Origin of the sequence: Variovorax sp. R-27 (assembly GCF_049913215.1) — a bacterium.
Lineage (GTDB): Bacteria > Pseudomonadota > Gammaproteobacteria > Burkholderiales > Burkholderiaceae_C > Variovorax.
This window is the reverse complement of record NZ_CP183984.1, coordinates 3,760,171-3,778,936: the sequence shown is the minus strand read 5'-3', so window position 1 is coordinate 3,778,936 and position 18,766 is coordinate 3,760,171. Positions and strand designations below refer to the sequence as shown.

The 18,766-nt window shown below is 68.7% G+C and carries 21 protein-coding genes; 6 read left to right on the top strand and 15 right to left on the bottom strand.

Annotation, left to right across the window (positions count from 1 at the left end; all coding sequences use genetic code 11):
* Positions 1-9 precede the first annotated feature (9 nt).
* Positions 10-420 (bottom strand): GFA family protein, encoded by a 411-nt coding sequence (locus ACN9MV_RS17675; RefSeq protein ID WP_093073923.1) that lies wholly within the window; start codon positions 418-420, stop codon positions 10-12.
* Positions 421-534: 114 nt separating this feature from the next.
* On the opposite strand from ACN9MV_RS17675, the gene ACN9MV_RS17670 reads away from it, so the two are divergent.
* Positions 535-1,386, top strand: coding sequence for an NAD-dependent protein deacetylase (locus tag ACN9MV_RS17670; RefSeq protein ID WP_426388816.1), 852 nt, complete (start codon positions 535-537; stop codon positions 1,384-1,386).
* Here the strand turns inward: ACN9MV_RS17670 and ACN9MV_RS17665 are convergent.
* The 4 genes from ACN9MV_RS17665 to ACN9MV_RS17650 are packed head-to-tail and all read right to left on the bottom strand — an operon-like array spanning position 1,383 to position 3,871.
* Positions 1,383-2,258 (bottom strand): alpha/beta hydrolase, encoded by an 876-nt coding sequence (locus ACN9MV_RS17665; RefSeq protein WP_426388815.1) that lies wholly within the window; start codon positions 2,256-2,258, stop codon positions 1,383-1,385. The two genes, ACN9MV_RS17670 and ACN9MV_RS17665, sit on opposite strands and share 4 nt — an antisense overlap.
* Positions 2,255-3,115, bottom strand: a complete 861-nt coding sequence (locus ACN9MV_RS17660; protein ID WP_426388813.1) for a sterol desaturase family protein — start codon at positions 3,113-3,115, stop codon at positions 2,255-2,257. The genes ACN9MV_RS17665 and ACN9MV_RS17660 overlap by 4 nt, the downstream gene beginning before the upstream one ends.
* A 1-nt stretch (position 3,116) precedes the next feature.
* Complete coding sequence (locus ACN9MV_RS17655; protein WP_307615126.1) at positions 3,117-3,407, bottom strand: EF-hand domain-containing protein; 291 nt, start codon at positions 3,405-3,407, stop codon at positions 3,117-3,119.
* A 17-nt stretch (positions 3,408-3,424) separates the two neighbouring features.
* Positions 3,425-3,871 (bottom strand): hypothetical protein, encoded by a 447-nt coding sequence (locus ACN9MV_RS17650; protein WP_426388812.1) that lies wholly within the window; start codon positions 3,869-3,871, stop codon positions 3,425-3,427.
* Positions 3,872-4,065: 194 nt separating this feature from the next.
* Here ACN9MV_RS17650 and ompR point away from each other — a divergent pair, with 194 nt between their 5' ends.
* A complete protein-coding gene (gene ompR, locus ACN9MV_RS17645; protein WP_426388810.1) occupies positions 4,066-4,788 on the top strand; it encodes a two-component system response regulator OmpR in 723 nt (240 codons plus the stop codon).
* Positions 4,785-6,089 carry an ATP-binding protein gene (locus ACN9MV_RS17640; protein ID WP_426388809.1) on the top strand — a complete coding sequence of 435 codons (1,305 nt, stop codon included), beginning with the start codon at positions 4,785-4,787 and terminating at the stop codon, positions 6,087-6,089. Before ompR ends, ACN9MV_RS17640 begins: the two co-directional genes overlap by 4 nt.
* 9 nt (positions 6,090-6,098) lie before the next feature.
* Here the strand turns inward: ACN9MV_RS17640 and ACN9MV_RS17635 are convergent, their stop codons facing one another.
* From ACN9MV_RS17635 to ACN9MV_RS17590, 10 genes are all read right to left on the bottom strand, one after another.
* On the bottom strand, positions 6,099-7,385 hold the full coding sequence (locus ACN9MV_RS17635; protein WP_426388807.1) for an amidohydrolase family protein: 1,287 nt from the start codon (positions 7,383-7,385) through the stop codon (positions 6,099-6,101).
* 64 nt (positions 7,386-7,449) lie between these two features.
* Complete coding sequence (locus ACN9MV_RS17630; RefSeq protein WP_371127384.1) at positions 7,450-7,917, bottom strand: hypothetical protein; 468 nt, start codon at positions 7,915-7,917, stop codon at positions 7,450-7,452.
* The gene (locus ACN9MV_RS17625) at positions 7,917-8,840 is read right to left on the bottom strand and encodes an ABC transporter permease (RefSeq protein ID WP_426388806.1); all 924 of its coding nucleotides are present in this window, start codon (positions 8,838-8,840) and stop codon (positions 7,917-7,919) included. The genes ACN9MV_RS17630 and ACN9MV_RS17625 overlap by 1 nt, the downstream gene beginning before the upstream one ends.
* Positions 8,837-9,901 carry an ABC transporter permease gene (locus ACN9MV_RS17620; protein ID WP_177142302.1) on the bottom strand — a complete coding sequence of 355 codons (1,065 nt, stop codon included), beginning with the start codon at positions 9,899-9,901 and terminating at the stop codon, positions 8,837-8,839. The genes ACN9MV_RS17625 and ACN9MV_RS17620 overlap by 4 nt, the downstream gene beginning before the upstream one ends.
* A complete protein-coding gene (locus ACN9MV_RS17615) occupies positions 9,901-11,532 on the bottom strand; it encodes an ABC transporter ATP-binding protein (RefSeq protein WP_426388805.1) in 1,632 nt (543 codons plus the stop codon). Before ACN9MV_RS17615 ends, ACN9MV_RS17620 begins: the two co-directional genes overlap by 1 nt.
* Positions 11,529-12,476: a 5'-methylthioadenosine/S-adenosylhomocysteine nucleosidase gene (locus ACN9MV_RS17610; protein ID WP_426388804.1), complete on the bottom strand. Its 948-nt coding sequence runs from the start codon at positions 12,474-12,476 to the stop codon at positions 11,529-11,531. Before ACN9MV_RS17610 ends, ACN9MV_RS17615 begins: the two co-directional genes overlap by 4 nt.
* A gap of 8 nt (positions 12,477-12,484) precedes the next feature.
* Complete coding sequence (locus ACN9MV_RS17605; protein WP_097199161.1) at positions 12,485-13,486, bottom strand: BMP family protein; 1,002 nt, start codon at positions 13,484-13,486, stop codon at positions 12,485-12,487.
* Between the two features lie 79 nt (positions 13,487-13,565).
* The gene (upp, locus tag ACN9MV_RS17600; protein ID WP_007837874.1) at positions 13,566-14,195 is read right to left on the bottom strand and encodes a uracil phosphoribosyltransferase; all 630 of its coding nucleotides are present in this window, start codon (positions 14,193-14,195) and stop codon (positions 13,566-13,568) included.
* 36 nt (positions 14,196-14,231) lie between these two features.
* Positions 14,232-15,638, bottom strand: a complete 1,407-nt coding sequence (locus ACN9MV_RS17595; RefSeq protein WP_097199162.1) for a URC4/urg3 family protein — start codon at positions 15,636-15,638, stop codon at positions 14,232-14,234.
* Positions 15,635-16,945 (bottom strand): GTP cyclohydrolase II, encoded by a 1,311-nt coding sequence (locus tag ACN9MV_RS17590; RefSeq protein ID WP_093056954.1) that lies wholly within the window; start codon positions 16,943-16,945, stop codon positions 15,635-15,637. The genes ACN9MV_RS17595 and ACN9MV_RS17590 overlap by 4 nt, the downstream gene beginning before the upstream one ends.
* 155 nt (positions 16,946-17,100) lie before the next feature.
* On the opposite strand from ACN9MV_RS17590, the gene ACN9MV_RS17585 reads away from it, so the two are divergent.
* From ACN9MV_RS17585 to ACN9MV_RS17575, 3 genes are all read left to right on the top strand, one after another.
* Entirely contained in the window at positions 17,101-17,436 is a 336-nt protein-coding gene (locus tag ACN9MV_RS17585) for a hypothetical protein (RefSeq protein WP_143042606.1), read from the top strand.
* A gap of 80 nt (positions 17,437-17,516) precedes the next feature.
* Positions 17,517-18,107: a sigma-70 family RNA polymerase sigma factor gene (locus tag ACN9MV_RS17580; protein ID WP_426388802.1), complete on the top strand. Its 591-nt coding sequence runs from the start codon at positions 17,517-17,519 to the stop codon at positions 18,105-18,107.
* Positions 18,104-18,745 (top strand): NrsF family protein, encoded by a 642-nt coding sequence (locus ACN9MV_RS17575; protein ID WP_426388801.1) that lies wholly within the window; start codon positions 18,104-18,106, stop codon positions 18,743-18,745. The genes ACN9MV_RS17580 and ACN9MV_RS17575 overlap by 4 nt, the downstream gene beginning before the upstream one ends.
* Positions 18,746-18,766 lie beyond the last annotated feature (21 nt).

Below are 18,766 nucleotides of genomic sequence, written 5' to 3'. Positions count from 1 at the left end.
CTGCCGCGCTCAGGAGGGTTGTCCGTCGATGGCCGGCAGCCCACTCAGGTCTTCCGACCACGCCAGCGCGGAGCGGCACCAGATACGGCGACGCGGGGGCAGCAATGCGCGCTGCGCCAGTGCTCCCACGCGCAATGCATAGCTTGGCGGCGTGTCGCTGTCCGCGGCGGCCCAGATTGGCGAGCCGCAGTTCGCGCAGAAGCCGTGTCGTCTCCGCGCGCCGCTGTCTGCCGTCTTCACATAGGTCTTCGGCGTGCCGGTCAGCAGCCGGTAGCTGGAGGCCGGCACCGGCACCGACACGCGGTAGGCGGAGCCCGACAGCACCTGGCAGTCGCTGCAATTGCACAGCGAAACCTTCTCCGGATCGAGGTCGGCTTCGAAGGTGATCTGGCCGCAGTGACAGGCGCCTTGTACTTGCATGCGAATTCCTTTTTTCGGGGGAAGTGGGCATCGTAGGAAGAGCGGCCTGCGGGCGCAATGGCTGGCTATTTCCCCGGCCGCGCAGCCTCTGGCGCGGCCACGTATGCTCCCCGGATGGACGCCAATTCCACCGCGCTCGCCGACTTCGCCACCCGCCACCGCAAGCTCTTCGTGCTCACCGGCGCGGGGTGCAGCACCGAATCGGGCATTCCCGACTACCGGGACGTCGAGGGCGAATGGAAGCGCCCGTCGCCCGTCACTTACCAGGCCTTCATGGGCGAGGAGTCCACGCGACAGCGCTACTGGGCGCGCAGCCTGATCGGCTGGCCGACCATGGCCGGCGCCCGTCCGGGTGCGGCGCATCGCGCGCTGGCGCGGCTGGAGGCGGCGGGCCGCGTGGGCTTGCTGCTCACGCAGAACGTCGATGGCTTGCACGAAGCGGCCGGCAGTCGCGGCGCCATCGACCTGCACGGGCGCATCGACACCGTGCGCTGCATGGCCTGCGAGCGGCGCACGCCGCGCGCGGCGCTGCAGCTCGAACTGCGGCAGCGCAATCCGAGTTGGGCCGCACTCGAAGCCCGTGCCGCACCTGACGGCGACGCCGATCTCCAGGGCCATGATTTCTCCGCCTTCGACGTGCCCGCGTGCACGCACTGCGGTGGCCTGCTCAAGCCCGATGTCGTGTTCTTCGGCGAAAGCGTGCCGAAGGAGCGCGTCACGACCGCCTTCGCGGCACTGGAAGAAGCCGACGCGGTGCTCGTGGCCGGTTCGTCGCTGATGGTGTATTCGGGCTTTCGCTTCGTGCAAGCGGCCGCCGCGGCGGGCAAGCCCGTGGCGGCGGTGAACCTGGGGCGCACACGGGCCGATGCGCTGCTCTCGCTGAAGGTCGAACGGCCGGTGGGCGAGGCGCTGGAGGCGCTTGCGCAGCAACTGGCGCCCGAGCCGCAACCGGATCGCGGGGCCTAGCGTTCGCCCGGCGCCTTGCGCAGGGATCGGATGAACGCGTCCACCGACGCCGTGTATGCACCGGGCAGGCCCAGTTCACCGTCGATCTGCGCGTGCGTGAGGTCTTCAGGCACTACCTCCGCGCGGCCACCAATTGCCGCGGCCCGAGTCGCGAACTGATTCGCCTGCGTGCACGAGCCATCGCGCCGCTGGGTCGAGCACACCAGCAGCATCGGTGGTGCACCAGGCGCAAGAGTGTCGGTGGGCGATACGGTGCGCCAGTAGGCGGGGTCGTCGCCGAACACGCGGTCATAGAAGGGCATGTGGCGACGTCGCATCAGTGCCGCAGTGTCCAGCGCCGCGCTGTCGAGTGCCACGGTGCCGAGCCACGGGCGTGCGCCTTGCTGCCGCGCGATGCCGGGCGATGCACTGATCAGCGCAACAAGGTGCGCGCCGGCCGAATGGCCCATGAGCACGAAGCGGCCCGCATCGCCGCCCCACGAAGGCGCGCTTGCCTGCGCAGTGGCCACCGCGCGCGCCACGTCCTGAGCCTGCTGCATCACGTCGACCTGCGGCACGAAGCGGTAGCCCACCGACACCAGGATGAAGCCCTGGCCGCGCACCCAGTGCTCGATCTTCATGTCGACCACCGAGGCGGCTGCCTTGTTGCCGAACATCCACGCGCCGCCGTGGACCATCACGAGCACCGGGGCGTTGCGTGCGTTCGGTGGCAGATAGACGTCCATGCGCTGGCGTGCATCGGGGCCGTAGGGCACGTCGGCAAGCCGTTGCACGCCGGTGGGGGCGACCGGCGCGCCAACTTGCTGTGCCATCGCCGGAAAGAAGAGCAGCATGCCCAGCCAGGCCGCGCAAATCCGCAGCAAATGTGTCATGACGAAGCTCCCGGAGGACCGAAGAGGGTCGAGATTTTCGCGCGCCAGCCGTCGGCCTTCCAGAGGTCGCGGCCCAGGTTCACCCACTCGTGGAAGGCGATGCGCAACGGGTTGTGGGTGCGCAGCGGCGTGGTGAGGCCGTAGCGCAGCGTCAAGTCCTTGCGCTCGGCAGCGAAGGTGCCGAACATCCGGTCGAACACGATCAGCACGCCGCCGTAGTTGCGGTCGAGGTATTCCGGGTTCGACGCGTGATGCACCTTGTGGTGCGTCGGCGTGTTCAGTACCCATTCGAGCGGCCCCAGGCGCGGCATCCACGGCGCGTGCAGCCAGAACTGGTAGAGCAGGTTGGCCGCCAGCGTGGCCACCACCGCCAGCGGCGGAAAGCCCAGCCACACCAGCGGCGCGAAGAACAGGGCCGTGCCGGTGAGCTTGCCCGTCCAGCCCAGGCGCAGCGCGGCAGCCAGCGTGAGCTCGTTGGGCGAGTGGTGCACCGCGTGCGTGGCCCAGAACCAGCGCACGCGGTGCGCAGCGCGGTGATACCAGTAGTAGCAGAACTCCTGCCCTACGAAGAGCAGTGCGAAGGCCGCGGGCGTCGACAGTGAAATGGTGTCGACCCGGTGCGCGTGCGCCCAGGCCAGCACCGGCGCGGCAATCGACAGGCCCAGCGCATCGACCGCGCGCCGGCCTACCGCGTCGGCCAGCGAGGCGCCGTAGGCGCGCCAGTCGTAGGCCTGGCGCCGCACGAAGCTCTGCACCAGGCCTTCGAGCGTGGCTGCGGCCAGCACGAAGACGAGCAGGCCGGTCAGCCACAGCGCGATGCCCGGCCCCATCGACTCGCGGATCAGGTCGAAGGACATGCTATTTCTGCCGGCTGCTGCGTTGCTGGGTCACGGCATAGGCCTCGATCTGCGCCATCGTCACCGAGCCCGTGTGAGCGCTGTCGATGGCGTCGAAGTTGCGGTAGACCCACGGCATCTTGCCGCGTGCTTCGTCGCGTGTGAGACGGCCATCGACATTGGTGTCGGCGGCGCCGAAGCGCTTGTGCAGCTCGGCGCGCATCTGTTCGGCGCGGCCGGCATCGGGCGCCTGGGCGCAGGCGGCGAAGGACACGGCTGCGAGCAGCAGCGGCAGGACGTGGCGGGTTGTCATGGGCACGCTCCCTTGCATCAACGGCAGGGAATGAGCGCGCCGGCCGCGCTGTAGCAGGTGGCGCTGTGCGTCAGGCCGGTGGCGCTGTTGTAGCTCGTGCTGCTCTGCACGCTGTTGCCGGTGGCGGCGCTGGTGGCAGTGGTGCTGCGGCTCTGGGTCACGTTGCCCGATGCGTCGCGGCTCGCGCTGCCGCTGCTTTCTGCGCTGCCGCGCGTGCCGGCTGCAGCGAAGCCACTGCGGTGGCTGGCCGAGCCGTCGGGGTTGACCGAGGTCGTGCCGGCGCGGGCAGCATAGCCTCCGCCGGGCCCGCGTACCGCGCGCATGTTCGTGGCGGTGGTGCCACCCGCGGCGTTGGGCCGCACGACATGCCGGCTGGCCGCGCCAGCTTGGGTGGCCGTGAAGGCCGCCGCCAGCAGCACGCCGGCCAGCGCGGCGGAAGTGGACAGGGAAAGAACGCGCTTCATGTTCAAGACTCCTTGCGGTGCCGGCTGCGCACCTCGCGAAGCCGTGAAAGCGACTGTGGCCGCGAGATGTGAGCCAGCCATGGCGCAGCGCGGTGCGTTCATGACAATCCGTGAGCGCCCGTCCGGGGCTCTGTCATCGTTTGTCATGAATTCCCGCGCGACCGGGCAAGGCAGCCGCCGTTACGATTCGCCGCATGACCGAAGCGCTGGCCCGCATCCTGATTGCCGACGACGAAGCCGACCTGCGCGCGCTGCTGCAGCGCTACCTCGGCGACCAGGGCTATGCCGTGCGCACTGTCGAGAGCGCCCAGCCGCTCGACAAGCTGCTCGCGCGCGAGCGCTTCGACGTGCTGGTGCTCGACGTCATGATGCCCGGCGAAGACGGCCTGGCTGTGTGCCGCCGGCTGCGCGCACAGGGCGAGACCATTCCAATCCTGATGCTGACTGCGCGCGGCGACCCGGTCGACCGCATCGTCGGCCTCGAGATGGGCGCCGACGACTACCTGCCGAAGCCCTTCAACCCGCGCGAGTTGCTGGCACGCATCCAGGCGCTGGTGCGGCGCCAGCGCATGCTGGGCGCGCACACCGGGCCGGCGCCGGTGCAGGAAAGCGTGCGCTTCGGCGCCTTCACGCTGCACCTCGGCGAGCGACGCCTCGAGCGCGAGGTGGAGGGCGCGAAAGAAGACATCCCCCTGACCACCGGTGAGTTTTCGCTGCTCCAGGCGCTGGCGCTCAACGCCAACCGGTCGTTGGGCCGCGAGCGCCTGATCGAACTGGCCCACGGCCGCGAGCACGAGGCCACCGACCGCAGCATCGACGTGCAGGTCATGCGTCTTCGCAAGCTCATCGAGGCCGAGTCCGCGCAACCGCGCCACATCCGCACGGTCTGGGGCGTGGGTTACCTGTTCGTGCCATGAAGCTCTTTCCACGCAGCCTGTTCGGGCGCAACGCGCTGCTGCTCGTGCTGCTCATCGCGCTGGGCCAGATTGGCGGCGGGTTGCTGTTGCGCGAGATGGTCATCAAGCCACGGCTCGACCAGATTGCCGAGAGCGTGGCGCGCAACGTGGCAGCCATCCGCGCGGGCATGCTGGCACTGCCGCCGGCCCAGCGGCCGGCATTCGTGGACGGGTTCAACCAGCAGGCGACGGCTGGCCGCGCCGACAAGGCGCGCGGCCCGCGCGTGCTGCTCACGCCGCTGGAGCGCGGCTTCGTGCGCTCGGTGTCGGCGCGCATCGCGAGCCAGGGCGTGGAGGCCGTGTGGCGCCGCGAGCCCGACGGCGGCCTGGCGCTGCGGCTCACGCTCGATGGAAGCGATCACTGGGTCGTGATGCCCGGCCTCTTGCCCGCGCGCGAATTCACGGGTGCGCTGGTGGCGGTATCTGTAGGCAGCGCGTTGCTCGCGCTGGCGGGTGCGCTTTGGTTCCAGCGCCGGCTCAACCGGCCGCTGGTGCGCGTGGTGGAGGCCGCGCACACGCTGGCGGCGGGCCGCGAGCCCATGCCGCTGCCCGAAGACGGTCCCACCGAAGTCGCGACTGTGAGCCGCAGCTTCAATCAACTGGTCGGCAGCCTGCGCCAGACCGAGCGCGAGCGCGCCCTGATGTTGGCCGGCATCTCGCACGACCTGCGCACGCCGCTCACCAAGCTGCGCCTGAGCGTGGAAATATTGCGCGACCGCATGGAGCCCGAGCTCGTGAGCAGCATGACGCGCAGCGTGGAAGAAATGGACGCCATCGTCGGCCAGTTCCTCGACTTTGCGCGCGGCGACGGTGACGAGCTGCCGGTGCCGACATCGCTCGACGACATGGCCCGGGCGCTGGGCTCGGCCAGCGCCGACCATGGCCGGCCCATGGCGCTGCAGCTGGGCGGCGTGCCCACGCTGCCGCTGCGCCAGCAGGCCATGCAGCGCGCCATCGGCAACCTGATCGAGAACGCCTGGCGCCACGGCCGGGCGCCGGTCACGCTGTCGACGCGCGTGGTGGGGCAGGAGGCGATTGTCGAAGTCGCCGACCACGGCGACGGCATCGACCCGGCCGAGGCGGATGCTCTCAAGCAGGCGTTCCGCCGTGGCAATGCGGATCGCGGCGGGACGGCAGGTGCGGGGCTCGGCCTGGCCATCGTGCAGCGCATCGCGCAGGCGCATGGCGGTCGGCTCGAACTGGAGACACCCCCGGGCGAGGGCCTGCATGCACGCCTGCGGCTGCCGTTGCCGCCGGGCTGACGGCCTCGTTCAGCCGGCGCGCTTCGGTGCCATCCAGCTCGTTGCGGCGTCGCGTCCCGCGAGGTGCAGGCTCGCCGTGGCGGCAGGCGTTTCGGCCACCAAGCGCCCCTTGCGGAACACCTTGAGCCGCGTGGCGCGCAGGCGGATCGCCTCGACCGGATCGCGCGCCTGCAGCAGCACGAAGCTCGCGTCGCAGCCCGCCTCGATGCCGTAACCCTGCAGGTGCATCACGCGCGCCGCATTCGTCGTCACCGCCTCGAAGCACTGGCGAATGCCGGCCTGGCTGGTCATCTGCGCCACGTGCAGGCCCATGTGCGCCACTTCGAGCATGTCGCCCGAGCCCATGCCGTACCACGGGTCCATCACGCAGTCGTGGCCGAAGGCCACGTTCACCCCGGCGGCCATCAGCTCGGGCACGCGCGTCATGCCGCGGCGTTTGGGGTAGGTGTCGTGGCGGCCCTGCAGCGTGATGTTGATGAGCGGGTTTGCGATGACGGCCACGCCGCTCTGCGCGATCAGCGGCAGCAGCTTGCTCACGTAGTAGTTGTCCATCGAGTGCATCGAGGTGCAGTGCGAGCCGGTCACTCGGCCTTGGAGGCCGAGGCGCTGCGCCTCGAAGGCCAGCGTCTCGATGTGGCGCGAGAGCGGGTCGTCGGACTCGTCGCAATGCATGTCGACCAGCTTGCCCCGTCCGGCCGCGATTTCGCACAGCAGCTTCACGCTGGCCGCACCATCGGCCATGGTGCGCTCGAAATGCGGAATGCCGCCGACCACGTCCACGCCCTTGTCGAGCGCGCGTTCCAGGTTCTCGACGCCGCCGGGGGAGCGCAACACGCCGTCCTGCGGGAAGGCGACCAGTTGCAGATCGAGGTAGGGCGCCACCTGGCGCTTGACCTCGAGCAGCGCGTCGACCGCCAGCAGGCTCGGGTCGCTGGTGTCCACATGGGAGCGCACGGCCAGCAGTCCCTTGGCCACAGCCCAGTCGCTGTAGGCCAGCGCGCGTTCGATCAACGCATCGGCCGTGAGCAGCGGCTTCAGCTCGCCCCACAGCGCAATGCCTTCGAGCAGCGTGCCGCTTTCGTTGACGCGCGGCAGGCCGTAGCTGAGCGTGGCGTCCATGTGGAAATGCGGGTCGACGAAGTGGGGGGCGAGCAGCAGGCCTTGCACATCGAGCGTTTCGTGCGCCGGGGCGACGAGGCCTTCGGTCACTTCGGCGATACGGCCGCCCTCGACGGCAATCGACATGCCGGTGCGGCCGTCAGGGAGGGTGGCGTTGGTGATGAGGAGGTCGAGCATCGTGGGACCCTGTGATCGGTTGAACGGTATTTTCGGCCGCTTTGAGCGCCGCCGGAGAGCCGCTTCAGCGCGTGTTCTGCGCCCGGTACCGGTATTGCCCCGGTGCAGGCCCGACCTCGATGGTCACGCGGCGCAGCTTCTCGTCGTGCCCCGAGTCGGCCTTGGCCGTCACCACGATGCCGCGCGGCGTGGTGCGGCAGGTGAGGTCGGACAGCGAGATTTCTGCATGGTCGTTGTCGAGCTCGGCGATCGCCACCGTGTGCTCGGCGCGCAGGCTGCCGTTGGCGTCGCGCGTCATCCATTGCACATAGAGGAAGGACTGGGCGTACTGCTCGGCGTGCACCACCCGGTAGGTGCCCTGGTGGTCCTTGCCCCAGGTGCCGCACATCTGCACCCAGGTCACGGCATCGGCGGTGCTGAAGGCCTCGTAGCCGTAGTTCATGCCAAGTGCATGAGCACCGTTGCCGCCCAGCGCCAGCAGCGCCGCGAGCAGGGCGCCTCGCGCGGCGGTGGCGGTCCGGGTGGTCATCATCAGCGTTCCCCCTTGCGGTACGGTTTCATCAGCGCCTGCGGATAGCTCGCCTTGCGTGCCACCAGTACCAGCGCCAGGATCGACAGCAGGTAGGGCAGCATCAGGTACAGCTGGTAGGGCAGCACGGCATCGCCCGATTGTTGCAGCCGCAGCTGCAGTGCGTCGAAGAATGCGAACAGCAGCGCGCCGATCAGCGCCTTGCCCGGCCGCCACGAAGCGAACACCACCAGCGCCACGCAGACCCAGCCGCGGCCGTTCACCATGTTGAAGAAGAAGGCGTTGAAGGCCGACAGCGTAAGGAACGAGCCCGCCACGCCCATCAGCGCGGAGCCCGCGACGATGGCGCCGGTGCGCGTTGCTGCGACCGACACGCCCTGGCTCTCGGCCGCCTGCGGGTTCTCGCCAACCATGCGCAGCGCGAGGCCGAGCGGCGTGCGGTACAGCACCCAGCCCACCACGGGCACCAGCAGCAGCGCGAACAGCGTGAGCGCGGTCTGCGCATTCAGGATCGGCACCGGCAGCCAGTCCATCGGTGCAAACGGCGTGATGGTCGGCGGCGTGTTCACTTTCGGAAAGCTCACGCGGTAGCCGAAGTAGCTGAGCGCGGTGGCAAGCAGCGTGATGCCCAGCCCCGACACATGCTGCGACAGCGCAAGCCCGACGGTCAGAAAGGCATGCAGCAGCCCGAACACCATGCCCGTGAGCGCAGCCACGCCCACGCCCACCCACAGCGGCGCGCCCGCATACACCGCGAGCCAGCCGGTGAAGGCGCCCGCGACCATGATCCCTTCGATGCCGAGGTTGAGCACGCCCGCGCGCTCGCACAGCAGCACGCCGAGCGTGCCCAGAATCAGCGGCGTGGCGATGCGCAGCACCGCGACCCAGAAGGCGGGGTTGGCGAGGATGTCGAGGAGGTCCGTCATTTCTTCATCCGCACCCGGTATTGCGTCAGCAATGTCGCCACCAGCACCGCGATCAGCGATGCGGCAACGATCACGTCGGCGATGTACGTGGGCACGCCGACCGCGCGGCTCATGGTGTCGGCACCGACCAGCACGCCCGCAACGAACACGGCAGCCGCGATCACGCCCAGCGGATGCAGCCCTGCCAGCATCGCAATCACGATGCCTGTGTAGCCATAGCCCGGCGACATGTCGAGCGTGACGTAGCTCGTGCGGCCCGCCACCTCGATCGCGCCCGCCAGCCCGGCCAGCGCGCCCGAGAGCAGCGCCACCATCACCACGGTGCGCGTCACCGGCACGCCAGCGAAGGCCGCGGCACGCGCATTCGCACCCACGGCACGGATGTCGAAGCCCAGCACCGTGTACTTGAAGACCGCCCACACCATCACCGCGAGCGATACGGCCCACAGCAGCCCGGTGTGCACGCGCGTCTGCGCGATGAGCTTTCCGAGTTCGAGATCGGACTGCAGCGACACGCTCTGCGGCCAGCCCATGGCGCTGGGGTCTTTCATCGGCCCGTCGAGCAGCGCCGACACGCCCAGCAGCACGATGAAGTTGATCAGCAGCGTGGTGACGACTTCGTCCACGCCGAGCTTGTTCTTCATCAGCGCCGGGCCCAGCAGCATCAGCGCACCCGCCACGGCGGCGGCCAGCATCATCAGCGGGAACAGTACCCACGGCGACAGCTCGAAGCCCGTGCCGCCATGCATGCCGCCCACGGCGACGGCCGCCAGCGCACCGGCATAGAGCTGGCCCTCGGCGCCGATGTTGAAGAGCCGCGCCTTGAAAGCGACTGTGGCGGCCAGCCCGGTGAGGATCAGCGGGATCGCGCGCGTCAGCGTCTCGCTCCATGCGAACACCGAGCCGAAGCCGCCCTGCAGCAGCAGCGCGTAGGTGCGGCCGACCGGCGCGCCGGCCCACAGCACGAGCAGGGCGCTGACTGCCATGGTGAAGACGACCGCGCCGATGGGCGCAAGCACCAGCGCCGTGCGCGAGGTTTCGTGGCGCCGTTCGAGCCGCATCATGGCGTGGCTCCCTTTGCGGGGGCAGCCGTCGCGCCGGCCATTGCCAGCCCGATGGCTTCGCGTGTCCAGGCCGCGGCCGGGCGTGCCTCGCCCAGATGGCCGCCATGCATCACGGCCACGCGGTCGCCGAGCGCGAGCACTTCGTCGAGGTCGTCGGAAATCACCAGCACCGCCGCGCCGGCATCGCGCGCGGCAATGAGCTGCTGCTGCACATAGGCCACGGCGCCGATGTCGAGGCCCCAGGTCGGCTGGTGCGCGACGATCAGGCGCGGCGCGCGGTTCGGGTACTTCTTGTTGTCGTCGCCCTTGGCCGCTTCGGGCTGCTCGGGCGCCAGCAGGGCGCGGCCCAGAATCAGTTTCTGCATGTTCCCGCCGGAGAGCGAACGGGCCGGCGCCATCAGGCCGGCGCCGCGCACGTCGAATGCCTTTTCGATGCGCCGCGCATGCAGGCGGGCGGCCGCGCGCTTCACGATCCACGACCAGCGCGAGAACACCGGGCTGTGCAGACGCTCCGACACAGCGTTCTCCCACACCGGCAGGTCGCCGACCACGCCGACGGCATGCCGGTCTTCCGGAATGCGCGCGACACCGCGCTGCACCAGCCGGGCGGGCGAGGGCGGCAAGGCGCGGCCCATCAGTTGAGCCGTGCCAGACGTGGCGCGGCGTGTGCCGCACAGCAGCTCGGCCAGCGCCACCTGCCCGTTGCCGGAAACACCGGCGATGGCGGTGATCTCGCCGGCGCGCAGCGTCAGCGACACCTCGCGCAGCCGGTCTTGCCCGCCGTTCTTGTCTGATGCGGTGCTCACGTGGTCGAGAACGCAGACGGCATCGCCCACCGACTTGGCTGGCCGCCGCTGCGGCGCATCGACCGCATGCCCGACCATCCACAGTGCCAGCTGTGCCTGCGTGGTGTCGGCCGTGCGCGCCTCTGCCACGAGCTTGCCGCCGCGCAGCACGGCGATGCGGTGCGACACGCGCAGCACCTCGCCGAGCTTGTGGCTGATGAAGATCACCGACAGCCCTTGTGCCACCATCTGCGCGAGCGTGGCGAACAGTGCCTCGCTTTCCTGTGGCGTCAGCACGGCGGTCGGCTCGTCGAGGATCAGGATGCGTGCGCCGCGATACAGCGCCTTGAGAATTTCCACCCGCTGGCGCTCGCCGACCGACAGGCTGCCGATCTGCGCGTCAGGCTGCACCGGCAACCCGAAGCGCTGGGCCACGTCGAGAAGCCGGGCGCGTGCGGCCGCGCGGCGCGACACCGGCCGCCACAGCGGCTCGGTGCCCATCATCACGTTGTCGAGCACGCTGAGGTTGTCGGCCAGCGTGAAGTGCTGGTGCACCATGCCCACGCCGGCAGTGAGCGCGGCCTTGGGGTTGCCTGGCGGCAGCGGTGCGCCGAAGACTTCGATGCTGCCTTCGTCGGCGACGTAGTGGCCGAACAGAATCGACATCAGCGTCGACTTGCCCGCGCCGTTCTCGCCGAGCAGCGCCAGCACTTCGCCGGCCTGCAGGTCGAGGGAAATGGCGTCGTTGGCGACGAGGCTGCCGAAGCGCTTGGTGATGCCCTGGAGGCGCAGGACGGTGGCGTCGCTTCCTCCCTCCGTGGGAGGGAGAGAAGACTGGGTCACTTCCACGCAGCCAGGAAAGCCAGCATGACCTTGGCGGAGTTGTCCGCCGCGATGCCCATGAAGGTGCCCATCTCGTTCTCGCCGTCGCCGCCGCCTGCGAGGTCGCTGAGCGAGCGGAAGGCGATGTACGGCACGCCGTTGCTGTAGGCGACCATGCCCACGGCCGCGGTTTCCATGTCGAGCACGTTGGCCTGGAAGGTCTTGTAGGTGTATTCGCGGTAGGCCTTGTTGTCCATGAAGGCCTGGCCCGAGACGCCGTTGCCGCCAACTACCAGTTGGGGCTTGCGCGGCAGGCACTTGCCGGCGCTGCAGTTGGCCAGGTCGACGTTGCGGATGCTGCGTGCCACCTCGAGCATCTTCGGATCGGCCTCGAACCAGAACTTGCGCTGGATCTCCGGACGCGCGGCCGAGCGCACCTCCACCGGGCGCGGGAACATCATGCCGAAGTTGGGCAGCGTGGCGTCGGTGATGAAGGGCGGCGCGGCGTACTTGCCGGGCGCGGTTTCGCGCGCCATCAGCACTTCGAGGTACTGGCCCCATTGCGCCGGCACCGTGACGTCGCCCACATGCAGAGACGGATTCACGCCACCCGCGATGCCGCTGAACACGATGTTCGTCACGCGGAAGCGATTGAGCACGAGCTGCGTGTTCATCGTCGCGTTCGTCATGCTGATGCCCGACAGGAACAGCACCACGGGCTTGCCTTCGAGCGTGCCGGTGGTGAACTCCACGCCGTTCACGCTGTGCTTCGCCGGGCCTTGCAGGCGCGTGAGCAACAGCTTGAGCTCGGGCTCGAAGGCCGACAGCACCGCGATGCGCGGCGTGTCGTCGAGGCGCGTGCTGCTGTTGATGCTGACGCCAGTGCCCTTGTAGACGCCGACGCAGCCCGCGAGGCCAAGGGCCAGCACGCCGGCCGCGAGAAGGGAAGCCCAGCGGATCTTCATCGGCGCGCTCACTTTGCGGTGGACTTCGGTTGCGCGTCGTCCACCTTCACGGTGAACTTGCCCGAGAGGATGTCAGCCTGCTTGGCTTTCACCTTGGCGACGATGTCGGCAGGCACCTTCTTCTCGAAGGTGCCCAGCGGTGCCAGTTCGGAACCCTTGTGCTTCATCTGCGCGTACACGCCGTAGTCTTCGGCCGCGAACTTGCCTTCCTTCACGAGCTTGATCGCGCGGTCGGCCGCGGGCTCGAAATTCCACAGGGCCGAGGCGACCACCGTGTCGGGGTACTGGCTCTGGGTGTCGATCACGTTGCCGATGGCGAGCTTGCCCTTTTCCTTGGCTGCGTCAGAGACGCCGAAGCGCTCGGCGTACATCACGTCCGCGCCCTTGTCGATCATGGCGAAGGCCGCTTCCTTGGCCTTCGGCGGGTCGAACCAGCTGTTGATGAAGCTCACGCTGAACTCGACCTTCGGATTCGTTTCCTTCGCGCCGGCCATGAACGCGTTCATCAGCCGGTTGACCTCCGGAATCGGGAAGCCGCCGACCATGCCGATGCGATTGCTCTTCGTCATGCCGCCGGCCACCATGCCGCTCAGGTAGGCCGGCTCCTGGATGTAGTTGTCGAACACGCTGAAGTTGGGCGCCTGCGGCTTGAGCGACGAGCCCATCAGGAAGGCGACCTTCGGAAAGTCTTTCGCGACCTTGCGTGCCGCAGCTTCTACGCCGAACACCTCGCCGAGGATCAGCTGGTTGCCGGCCGTGGCGTACTCGCGCATCACGCGTTCGTAGTCGGCGTTGCTGACGTTCTCGGTGGCCTTGTATTCGATCTCGCCGCGCGCCTCGGCCGCCTTCAGCGCCTTGTGGATGCGGCCCACCCATTGCTGCTCGAACGGCACGGTGTACACCGCCGCCACCTTCAGCTTGGCCTGCGCGAGCGCAAGGCCGGGCGCGCCGGCCGCAAGTGCTACGGCAATGGCGACGGAACGGATGATCAACTGGCGGCGTGCTGTCACGGTGCTTCTCCTCGAGGTATGGAAATCTTCTTGTCGCTGCCGGGGGCAGCGCGGCGCCCTTCAATCGGACGCCGGGGCGTTACTTGGTGCCGAAGATGCGGTCGCCTGCGTCGCCCAGACCCGGCAGGATGTAGCCGTGGCTGTTCAACTCGCGGTCGATCGCGGCGGTGTAGATCGGCACATCCGGGTGGGCCTTCTGCATCGTCGCTACGCCTTCGGGGCAGGTCAGCAGGCAGACGAACTTGATCGACTTGGGGTTGAGCTCCTTCAGGCGCTCGACCGCGGCCACGGCCGAGTTGCCGGTGGCCAGCATCGGGTCGACCACGATCACGTCGCGGTTCTCCATCTCGCCGGGCATCTTGAAGTAGTACTCGACGGCCGTCAGCGTCTTCGGGTCGCGGTACAGGCCGATGTGGCCGACGCGGGCGCCGGGCACCACTGTGAGCATGCCGTCCAGGATGCCGGTGCCGGCGCGAAGAATGGATACCAGCACCAGCTTCTTGCCGTCGATGACCTTGGCCTGCATGGTCTCGAGCGGGGTTTCGACCTCGATGTCCTGCATCGGCATGTCGCGCGTGACCTCATAGGCCATCAGCATGCTGATTTCGTTGAGGAGCCGGCGGAAGCTGTTGGTGGACGCATCCTTGCGGCGCATCAGCGTGAGCTTGTGCTGGACGAGGGGGTGGTTGACGAGGTGGACGTTGCTCATTGGATTTTTTCTATCGTTGCTGCTGAACCCAGGAGTCTAAAAGACGGTGCCGTCGCTCTCGATCAGCAGAGGCGGAGCACCGTCACGCAAGCGTTGTGCCAGCGCCCGGCCCGCGGCCCAGGTGCCGCCTTCGAGCACGCAGGCCAGCGGGAGCTCTTCCTCGGTGCGGTCGAGAACCTTGCGCACGCGCGGCGCCACTTCGTCGAGCAGCGCCACGGTGAGCGCGCGCCATTCGACGATGAATTCGTCACTGGCCTTCCAGCGGCGGGTGAGAAACGCCGGGTCCTTCGGCACGATCACCCCGCTGTCGATCAGCAGGCCGCCGTTGCGGTACTCGGGCAGGGCGGTGAGCGCGTCGAGGTGGCGCACCTTCACGCCGGCCCATTCGAAGGGTTCGAGCAGCGAATACGTGAGCCACTGCGAGAGCTTGTGAAAGGGCATCCAGCCGTTGGTGAGGCCGGGGCCGCGCACCGCGCTGTGGCGCCAGCAGTCGCCCAGCGCCAGCGCCGGGTCGCCGGAGCCGATGCCGCCCGCGCTGTCGCTGCCGTCGGCCGCGATGCTGTCGACGGCATTGGCCGAGGGCCAGATGCGGGAGAGCGTTTCGAGCAGCAGCGAGAGGATCTGGTGCGCGGTGATCTCCGCAGTGGGCGGCGCGGCCGGGCCGTAGGGGCCGACCAGCGCGTCGAACAGGCCCCCGGGCCGGCCGTCGTCGCCGAAGGTCTCGGGCTGCTCGCTCATGGCTTCTCCGAGCCGGCGCAGCAGTGTGGTGCGGCCCGCCAGGCCGACCAGCGGATTCACCTCGCTGACCTGGAAGGCGTCGCCGAGCCGGTCGGTGACCAGGCCGCGCAGGCCGGCCGCATCGGCCTGGTAGGGATGGTTTGGGTCGGACGAGAAAAGCCCGCTCATGAACGCGTGGTAGCTCGCCACGCCCAGCCCTTCGGAACGCGTGAAGCGCTCGCCGGTGGCCGATTCGGTGTAGTGCCAGTCGGGGCCGGCGCCGGCGTCGAGCAGCACGCTCACGAGCACCAGGTCGATGTGGGCCCGGGCGCGCTGGCGGGCGTCGCATTCGCCCAGCAATGCGTCGAGTTCTTCAAGGCGATTGACGCCGCCGGCCTCGAAATGGCGCCAGCGGCTGTGGTACGGGATGGTGTCCCACGGATAGCGCTCGCGCGTGACCTCGGCGACGGTGCGCGCCGCGTCTTCGAGCGTGTTGTCGCTTCCGATGCGGAACCACTGCGATTCGCCCCGGCGTGCGCGTGCCAGCAGGGCGCCCGCGCGCTGGCGGATGGCGGCGGTGGTGCGCAGCAGGCTGGCCGCGCCGGCCGGGTGCGCGGTGTCGGCAGTGAATTCGATGGACGGATCGACCTTGCCCGCGCCGCCCGGCGGCAGGCTGCCGGAGCCGTCGACGGGCATGTTCTTGTCGTCGCTGTTGCGGTTGCTCATTCGCTCAATCCCCGGCCCTTGGCCTTCTTCAGTTCCTCGGCGTCCGGCACAGGGCCGGGCGTGAAATAGCCGGCGGCCATCTTGGCGTCCATCTCGACGCGGGCGTCGGCCGGAATCAGCGCGTCGGGAATGTTCACGCGTTCGCCGATCTCGATGCCCGAGCCGGTGATCGCGTCGAACTTCATGTTGCTCATCGACACGAGCCGATGGATCTTCTTGATGCCCAGCCAGTGGAAGACGTCGGGCATCAGCTCCTGGAAGCGCATGTCCTGCACGCCGGCCACGCATTCGGTGCGCGCGAAATACTGGTCGGCCGTGTCGCCGCCCACCTGGCGCTTGCGCGCGTTGTAGACCAGGAACTTGGTGACTTCGCCGAGCGCGCGGCCTTCCTTGCGCGAATAGGCGATGAGGCCGACGCCGCCGCGCTGCGCGCCCTGGATGCACTCCTCGATGGCATGCGTCAGGTAGGGCCGGCAGGTGCAGATGTCGGAGCCGAACACGTCCGAGCCGTTGCACTCGTCGTGGATGCGCGCGGTGAGCTCGACCTCGGGGTTGGCCAGGTCGCGCGGGTTGCCGAAGATGTAGAGCGTTTGCCCGCCGATGGGCGGCAGGAACACTTCGAGGTCGGAGCGCGTGACCAGCTCGGGGTACATGCCGCCGGTTTCCTCGAACAGCGTGCGGCGCAGGTCGGTCTCGGAGCAGCCGAAGCGGCGCGCCACCTCGGGCAGGTACCACACGGGTTCGATGGCGGCCTTGGTCACCATCGCGGCGCCGCCGGTGGTGAGGAAATGGCCGTCGGCCTTCAGGCGGCCGCTTTGCAGCGCCTCGATGACCTCGGGCAGGATCACATGCGCCTTGGTGATCGCGATGGTCGGGCGGATGTCGTAGCCCGCCGCCAGCTCGGTGGAGAACACATCCGCCACCAGTGCGCCCCACGGGTCCAGCGACACGATGCGCCCCGGCTCGCTCCACTGCGGATAGGGCCCGATCACGTCGGTGGGCGCGGTGTTGGTGAGGTCGGCCTTGTGCTCGCGCTTGAGCGCCCCGGCCGCCACTGCCAGCGCGCGGTACACGCTGTAGGAGCCGCTGTGCGTGCCGATCACGTTGCGATGCGCCCGCTTGGTGGTGGTGCCGACTACCGGTCCGCGCTCGGTTGCAGTGGCCGCGCCCCAGTGAATGGGCAGCGCACCGAAGCCGCCGGCATGCGAAGTCAGCCGGATGTGGCCGGTCGACGACGAGGGATGAAGTGGGGGGAGGGGCGTGACACCGCCCGGGGTGGAAGGGATCGTTGTGCTGTCTGCAGACATTGGTAGCCCTCAAAAAATGCAATGTACCGATCACTTGTGCGGCTGGCAAGCGAGGGCGCGCCCTTGGTTGCAGCGCGCTTCGGCGGTCCGCGGATGTTGAACAACAATGCGAGTGGACGGACCGCACCCACAACATCTTTTGCTGGAGGAAATCAATGCGCACGCTTCTCTGTGTATTTCTCGCCTTGAGCCTGTCTGCCTGCGACAAGGCCACCGAAGGCTTCTCGCAGGGCTTCGATTCCGCCTTCAAGACCAACTTCAGGACGAGCTTCATCGACAGCTGCGTCAAGAGCGCCGGATCGCGCGGGAACAAATCGCAGGAGGAGCTCACCAAGCTGTGCACCTGCGCGGCCGATGGCGTCATGAAGGACGCCACTGTGTCGGATCTGCAGGACGTGGACAAGATCAGGAGCAAGAGCGGCCCGATCATCGAGCAGTGCGTGAAGGAGGCCGTCGGCCTCGTGGTGGATACGCCGGCGCGGGTGTCTTGAGGCTCCGGTCCGGGGCCGGCCGCCGCTCGCGGCACAATCCACCGGAACTTTTTTCGACAAGGCTGTAACCAGCCAGCCCGATGGAACGAAACACCGTAGGCAGCAGGACGAACCCGAGCGACGCGGAAGCGGCGCTGCGCAGCCTGTTCCTTCGCGGCCTCGACGGCGACGCGAAGGCCTACCGCGACTTCCTGCAGCGACTCAGCGCGCACCTGCGCGCCTTTCTGGGCAAGCGCCTTTTTGGCTGGCCCGATGAAGTGGAAGACCTCGTCCAGGAATGCCTGCTCGCCATGCACAACCAGCGCCACACCTACCAGAGCGACCAGCCGCTGACGGCCTGGGTGCATGCGATTGCGCGCTACAAGATGATCGATCTGCTGCGCGCCAAGTCGGTCCGCGAAGACCTGCATGATCCGCTGGACGACGACCTGGCCGTGTTCGCCGAATCAGCCGAAGAGGCCAGCGATGCGAAGCGCGACCTCGGCGGCCTGCTCGAAACCCTGCCCGAGCGCCAGCGGCTGCCGATCGTGCACGTGAAGATCGAAGGCCTGTCGGTTGCCGAGACCGCGAGTCTGACAGGCATGTCGGAGTCGGCGGTCAAGGTCGGCATTCACCGGGGGCTCAAGGCGCTGGCCGCCCGGTTCGGCAACAGCTGGGGAGGTGCGGAATGAAGACCGACGATCTGGTCGCGATGCTGGCGAGCGGCGAGGTGGCCGTGCCGCGCCGCCGTGCCAGCCGACGCATCTGGCTGGCGGTGCTGCTGGGTTTGCCGTTCTCGCTCCTGATCCTGTTCGGCGAGTACGGCATGCGGCGCGACATCGTGCAGGCCATGTTCTGGCCGATGTTCTGGGTCAAGGTGCTGTTTCCCTTGTGCATCGCAGCGGCTGGCTTCGTGGCCGTGGAGCGGCTTGCGCGGCCGGGCGTCAAGCCGCGGCGCACCTGGGTGGGCGCGGTGCTGCCCGTGCTCGCGGTGTGGGTGCTGGCGGTGATCGCCTGGTTCACCGTGCCGGCAGAGGAGCGCATGCCCTCGCTGATGGGGCAGTCATGGCGCGTCTGCGCACTGAGCATCGGGCTGATGGCGCTGCCGGTGTTCGCGGCCACGATGGTGGCGCTCAAGGGAATGGCGCCCACGCGGCCGGCGCTGGCCGGGGCTGCGGCAGGGGCGCTTGCCGGGGGCATTGGCGCGGCGGTCTACGCGCTGCACTGCATGGAGCTGACCGCGCCGTTCCTTGCGGTCTGGTATGTGAGCGGGATCGCTGTGCCGGTGCTGGTTGGTGCCGTGCTCGGGCCACGCCTGCTGCGCTGGTAGCGCGCCGGCAGAGGCCCTGGG

Coding starts and splice junctions, on each gene's coding strand:
- ACN9MV_RS17670 (WP_426388816.1), top strand. CDS start 535: ATGGACGCCAATTCCACCGCGCTCGCCGACTTCGCCACCCGCCACCGC.
- ACN9MV_RS17610 (WP_426388804.1), bottom strand. CDS start 12,476: ATGAAGATCCGCTGGGCTTCCCTTCTCGCGGCCGGCGTGCTGGCCCTT.
- ACN9MV_RS17630 (WP_371127384.1), bottom strand. CDS start 7,917: ATGATGACCACCCGGACCGCCACCGCCGCGCGAGGCGCCCTGCTCGCG.
- ACN9MV_RS17585 (WP_143042606.1), top strand. CDS start 17,101: ATGCGCACGCTTCTCTGTGTATTTCTCGCCTTGAGCCTGTCTGCCTGC.
- ACN9MV_RS17675 (WP_093073923.1), bottom strand. CDS start 420: ATGCAAGTACAAGGCGCCTGTCACTGCGGCCAGATCACCTTCGAAGCC.
- ACN9MV_RS17655 (WP_307615126.1), bottom strand. CDS start 3,407: ATGACAACCCGCCACGTCCTGCCGCTGCTGCTCGCAGCCGTGTCCTTC.
- ACN9MV_RS17635 (WP_426388807.1), bottom strand. CDS start 7,385: ATGCTCGACCTCCTCATCACCAACGCCACCCTCCCTGACGGCCGCACC.
- ACN9MV_RS17665 (WP_426388815.1), bottom strand. CDS start 2,258: ATGACACATTTGCTGCGGATTTGCGCGGCCTGGCTGGGCATGCTGCTC.
- ACN9MV_RS17640 (WP_426388809.1), top strand. CDS start 4,785: ATGAAGCTCTTTCCACGCAGCCTGTTCGGGCGCAACGCGCTGCTGCTC.
- ACN9MV_RS17590 (WP_093056954.1), bottom strand. CDS start 16,945: ATGTCTGCAGACAGCACAACGATCCCTTCCACCCCGGGCGGTGTCACG.
- ACN9MV_RS17660 (WP_426388813.1), bottom strand. CDS start 3,115: ATGTCCTTCGACCTGATCCGCGAGTCGATGGGGCCGGGCATCGCGCTG.
- upp (WP_007837874.1), bottom strand. CDS start 14,195: ATGAGCAACGTCCACCTCGTCAACCACCCCCTCGTCCAGCACAAGCTC.
- ACN9MV_RS17575 (WP_426388801.1), top strand. CDS start 18,104: ATGAAGACCGACGATCTGGTCGCGATGCTGGCGAGCGGCGAGGTGGCC.
- ACN9MV_RS17595 (WP_097199162.1), bottom strand. CDS start 15,638: ATGAGCAACCGCAACAGCGACGACAAGAACATGCCCGTCGACGGCTCC.
- ompR (WP_426388810.1), top strand. CDS start 4,066: ATGACCGAAGCGCTGGCCCGCATCCTGATTGCCGACGACGAAGCCGAC.
- ACN9MV_RS17580 (WP_426388802.1), top strand. CDS start 17,517: ATGGAACGAAACACCGTAGGCAGCAGGACGAACCCGAGCGACGCGGAA.
- ACN9MV_RS17650 (WP_426388812.1), bottom strand. CDS start 3,871: ATGAAGCGCGTTCTTTCCCTGTCCACTTCCGCCGCGCTGGCCGGCGTG.
- ACN9MV_RS17625 (WP_426388806.1), bottom strand. CDS start 8,840: ATGACGGACCTCCTCGACATCCTCGCCAACCCCGCCTTCTGGGTCGCG.
- ACN9MV_RS17620 (WP_177142302.1), bottom strand. CDS start 9,901: ATGCGGCTCGAACGGCGCCACGAAACCTCGCGCACGGCGCTGGTGCTT.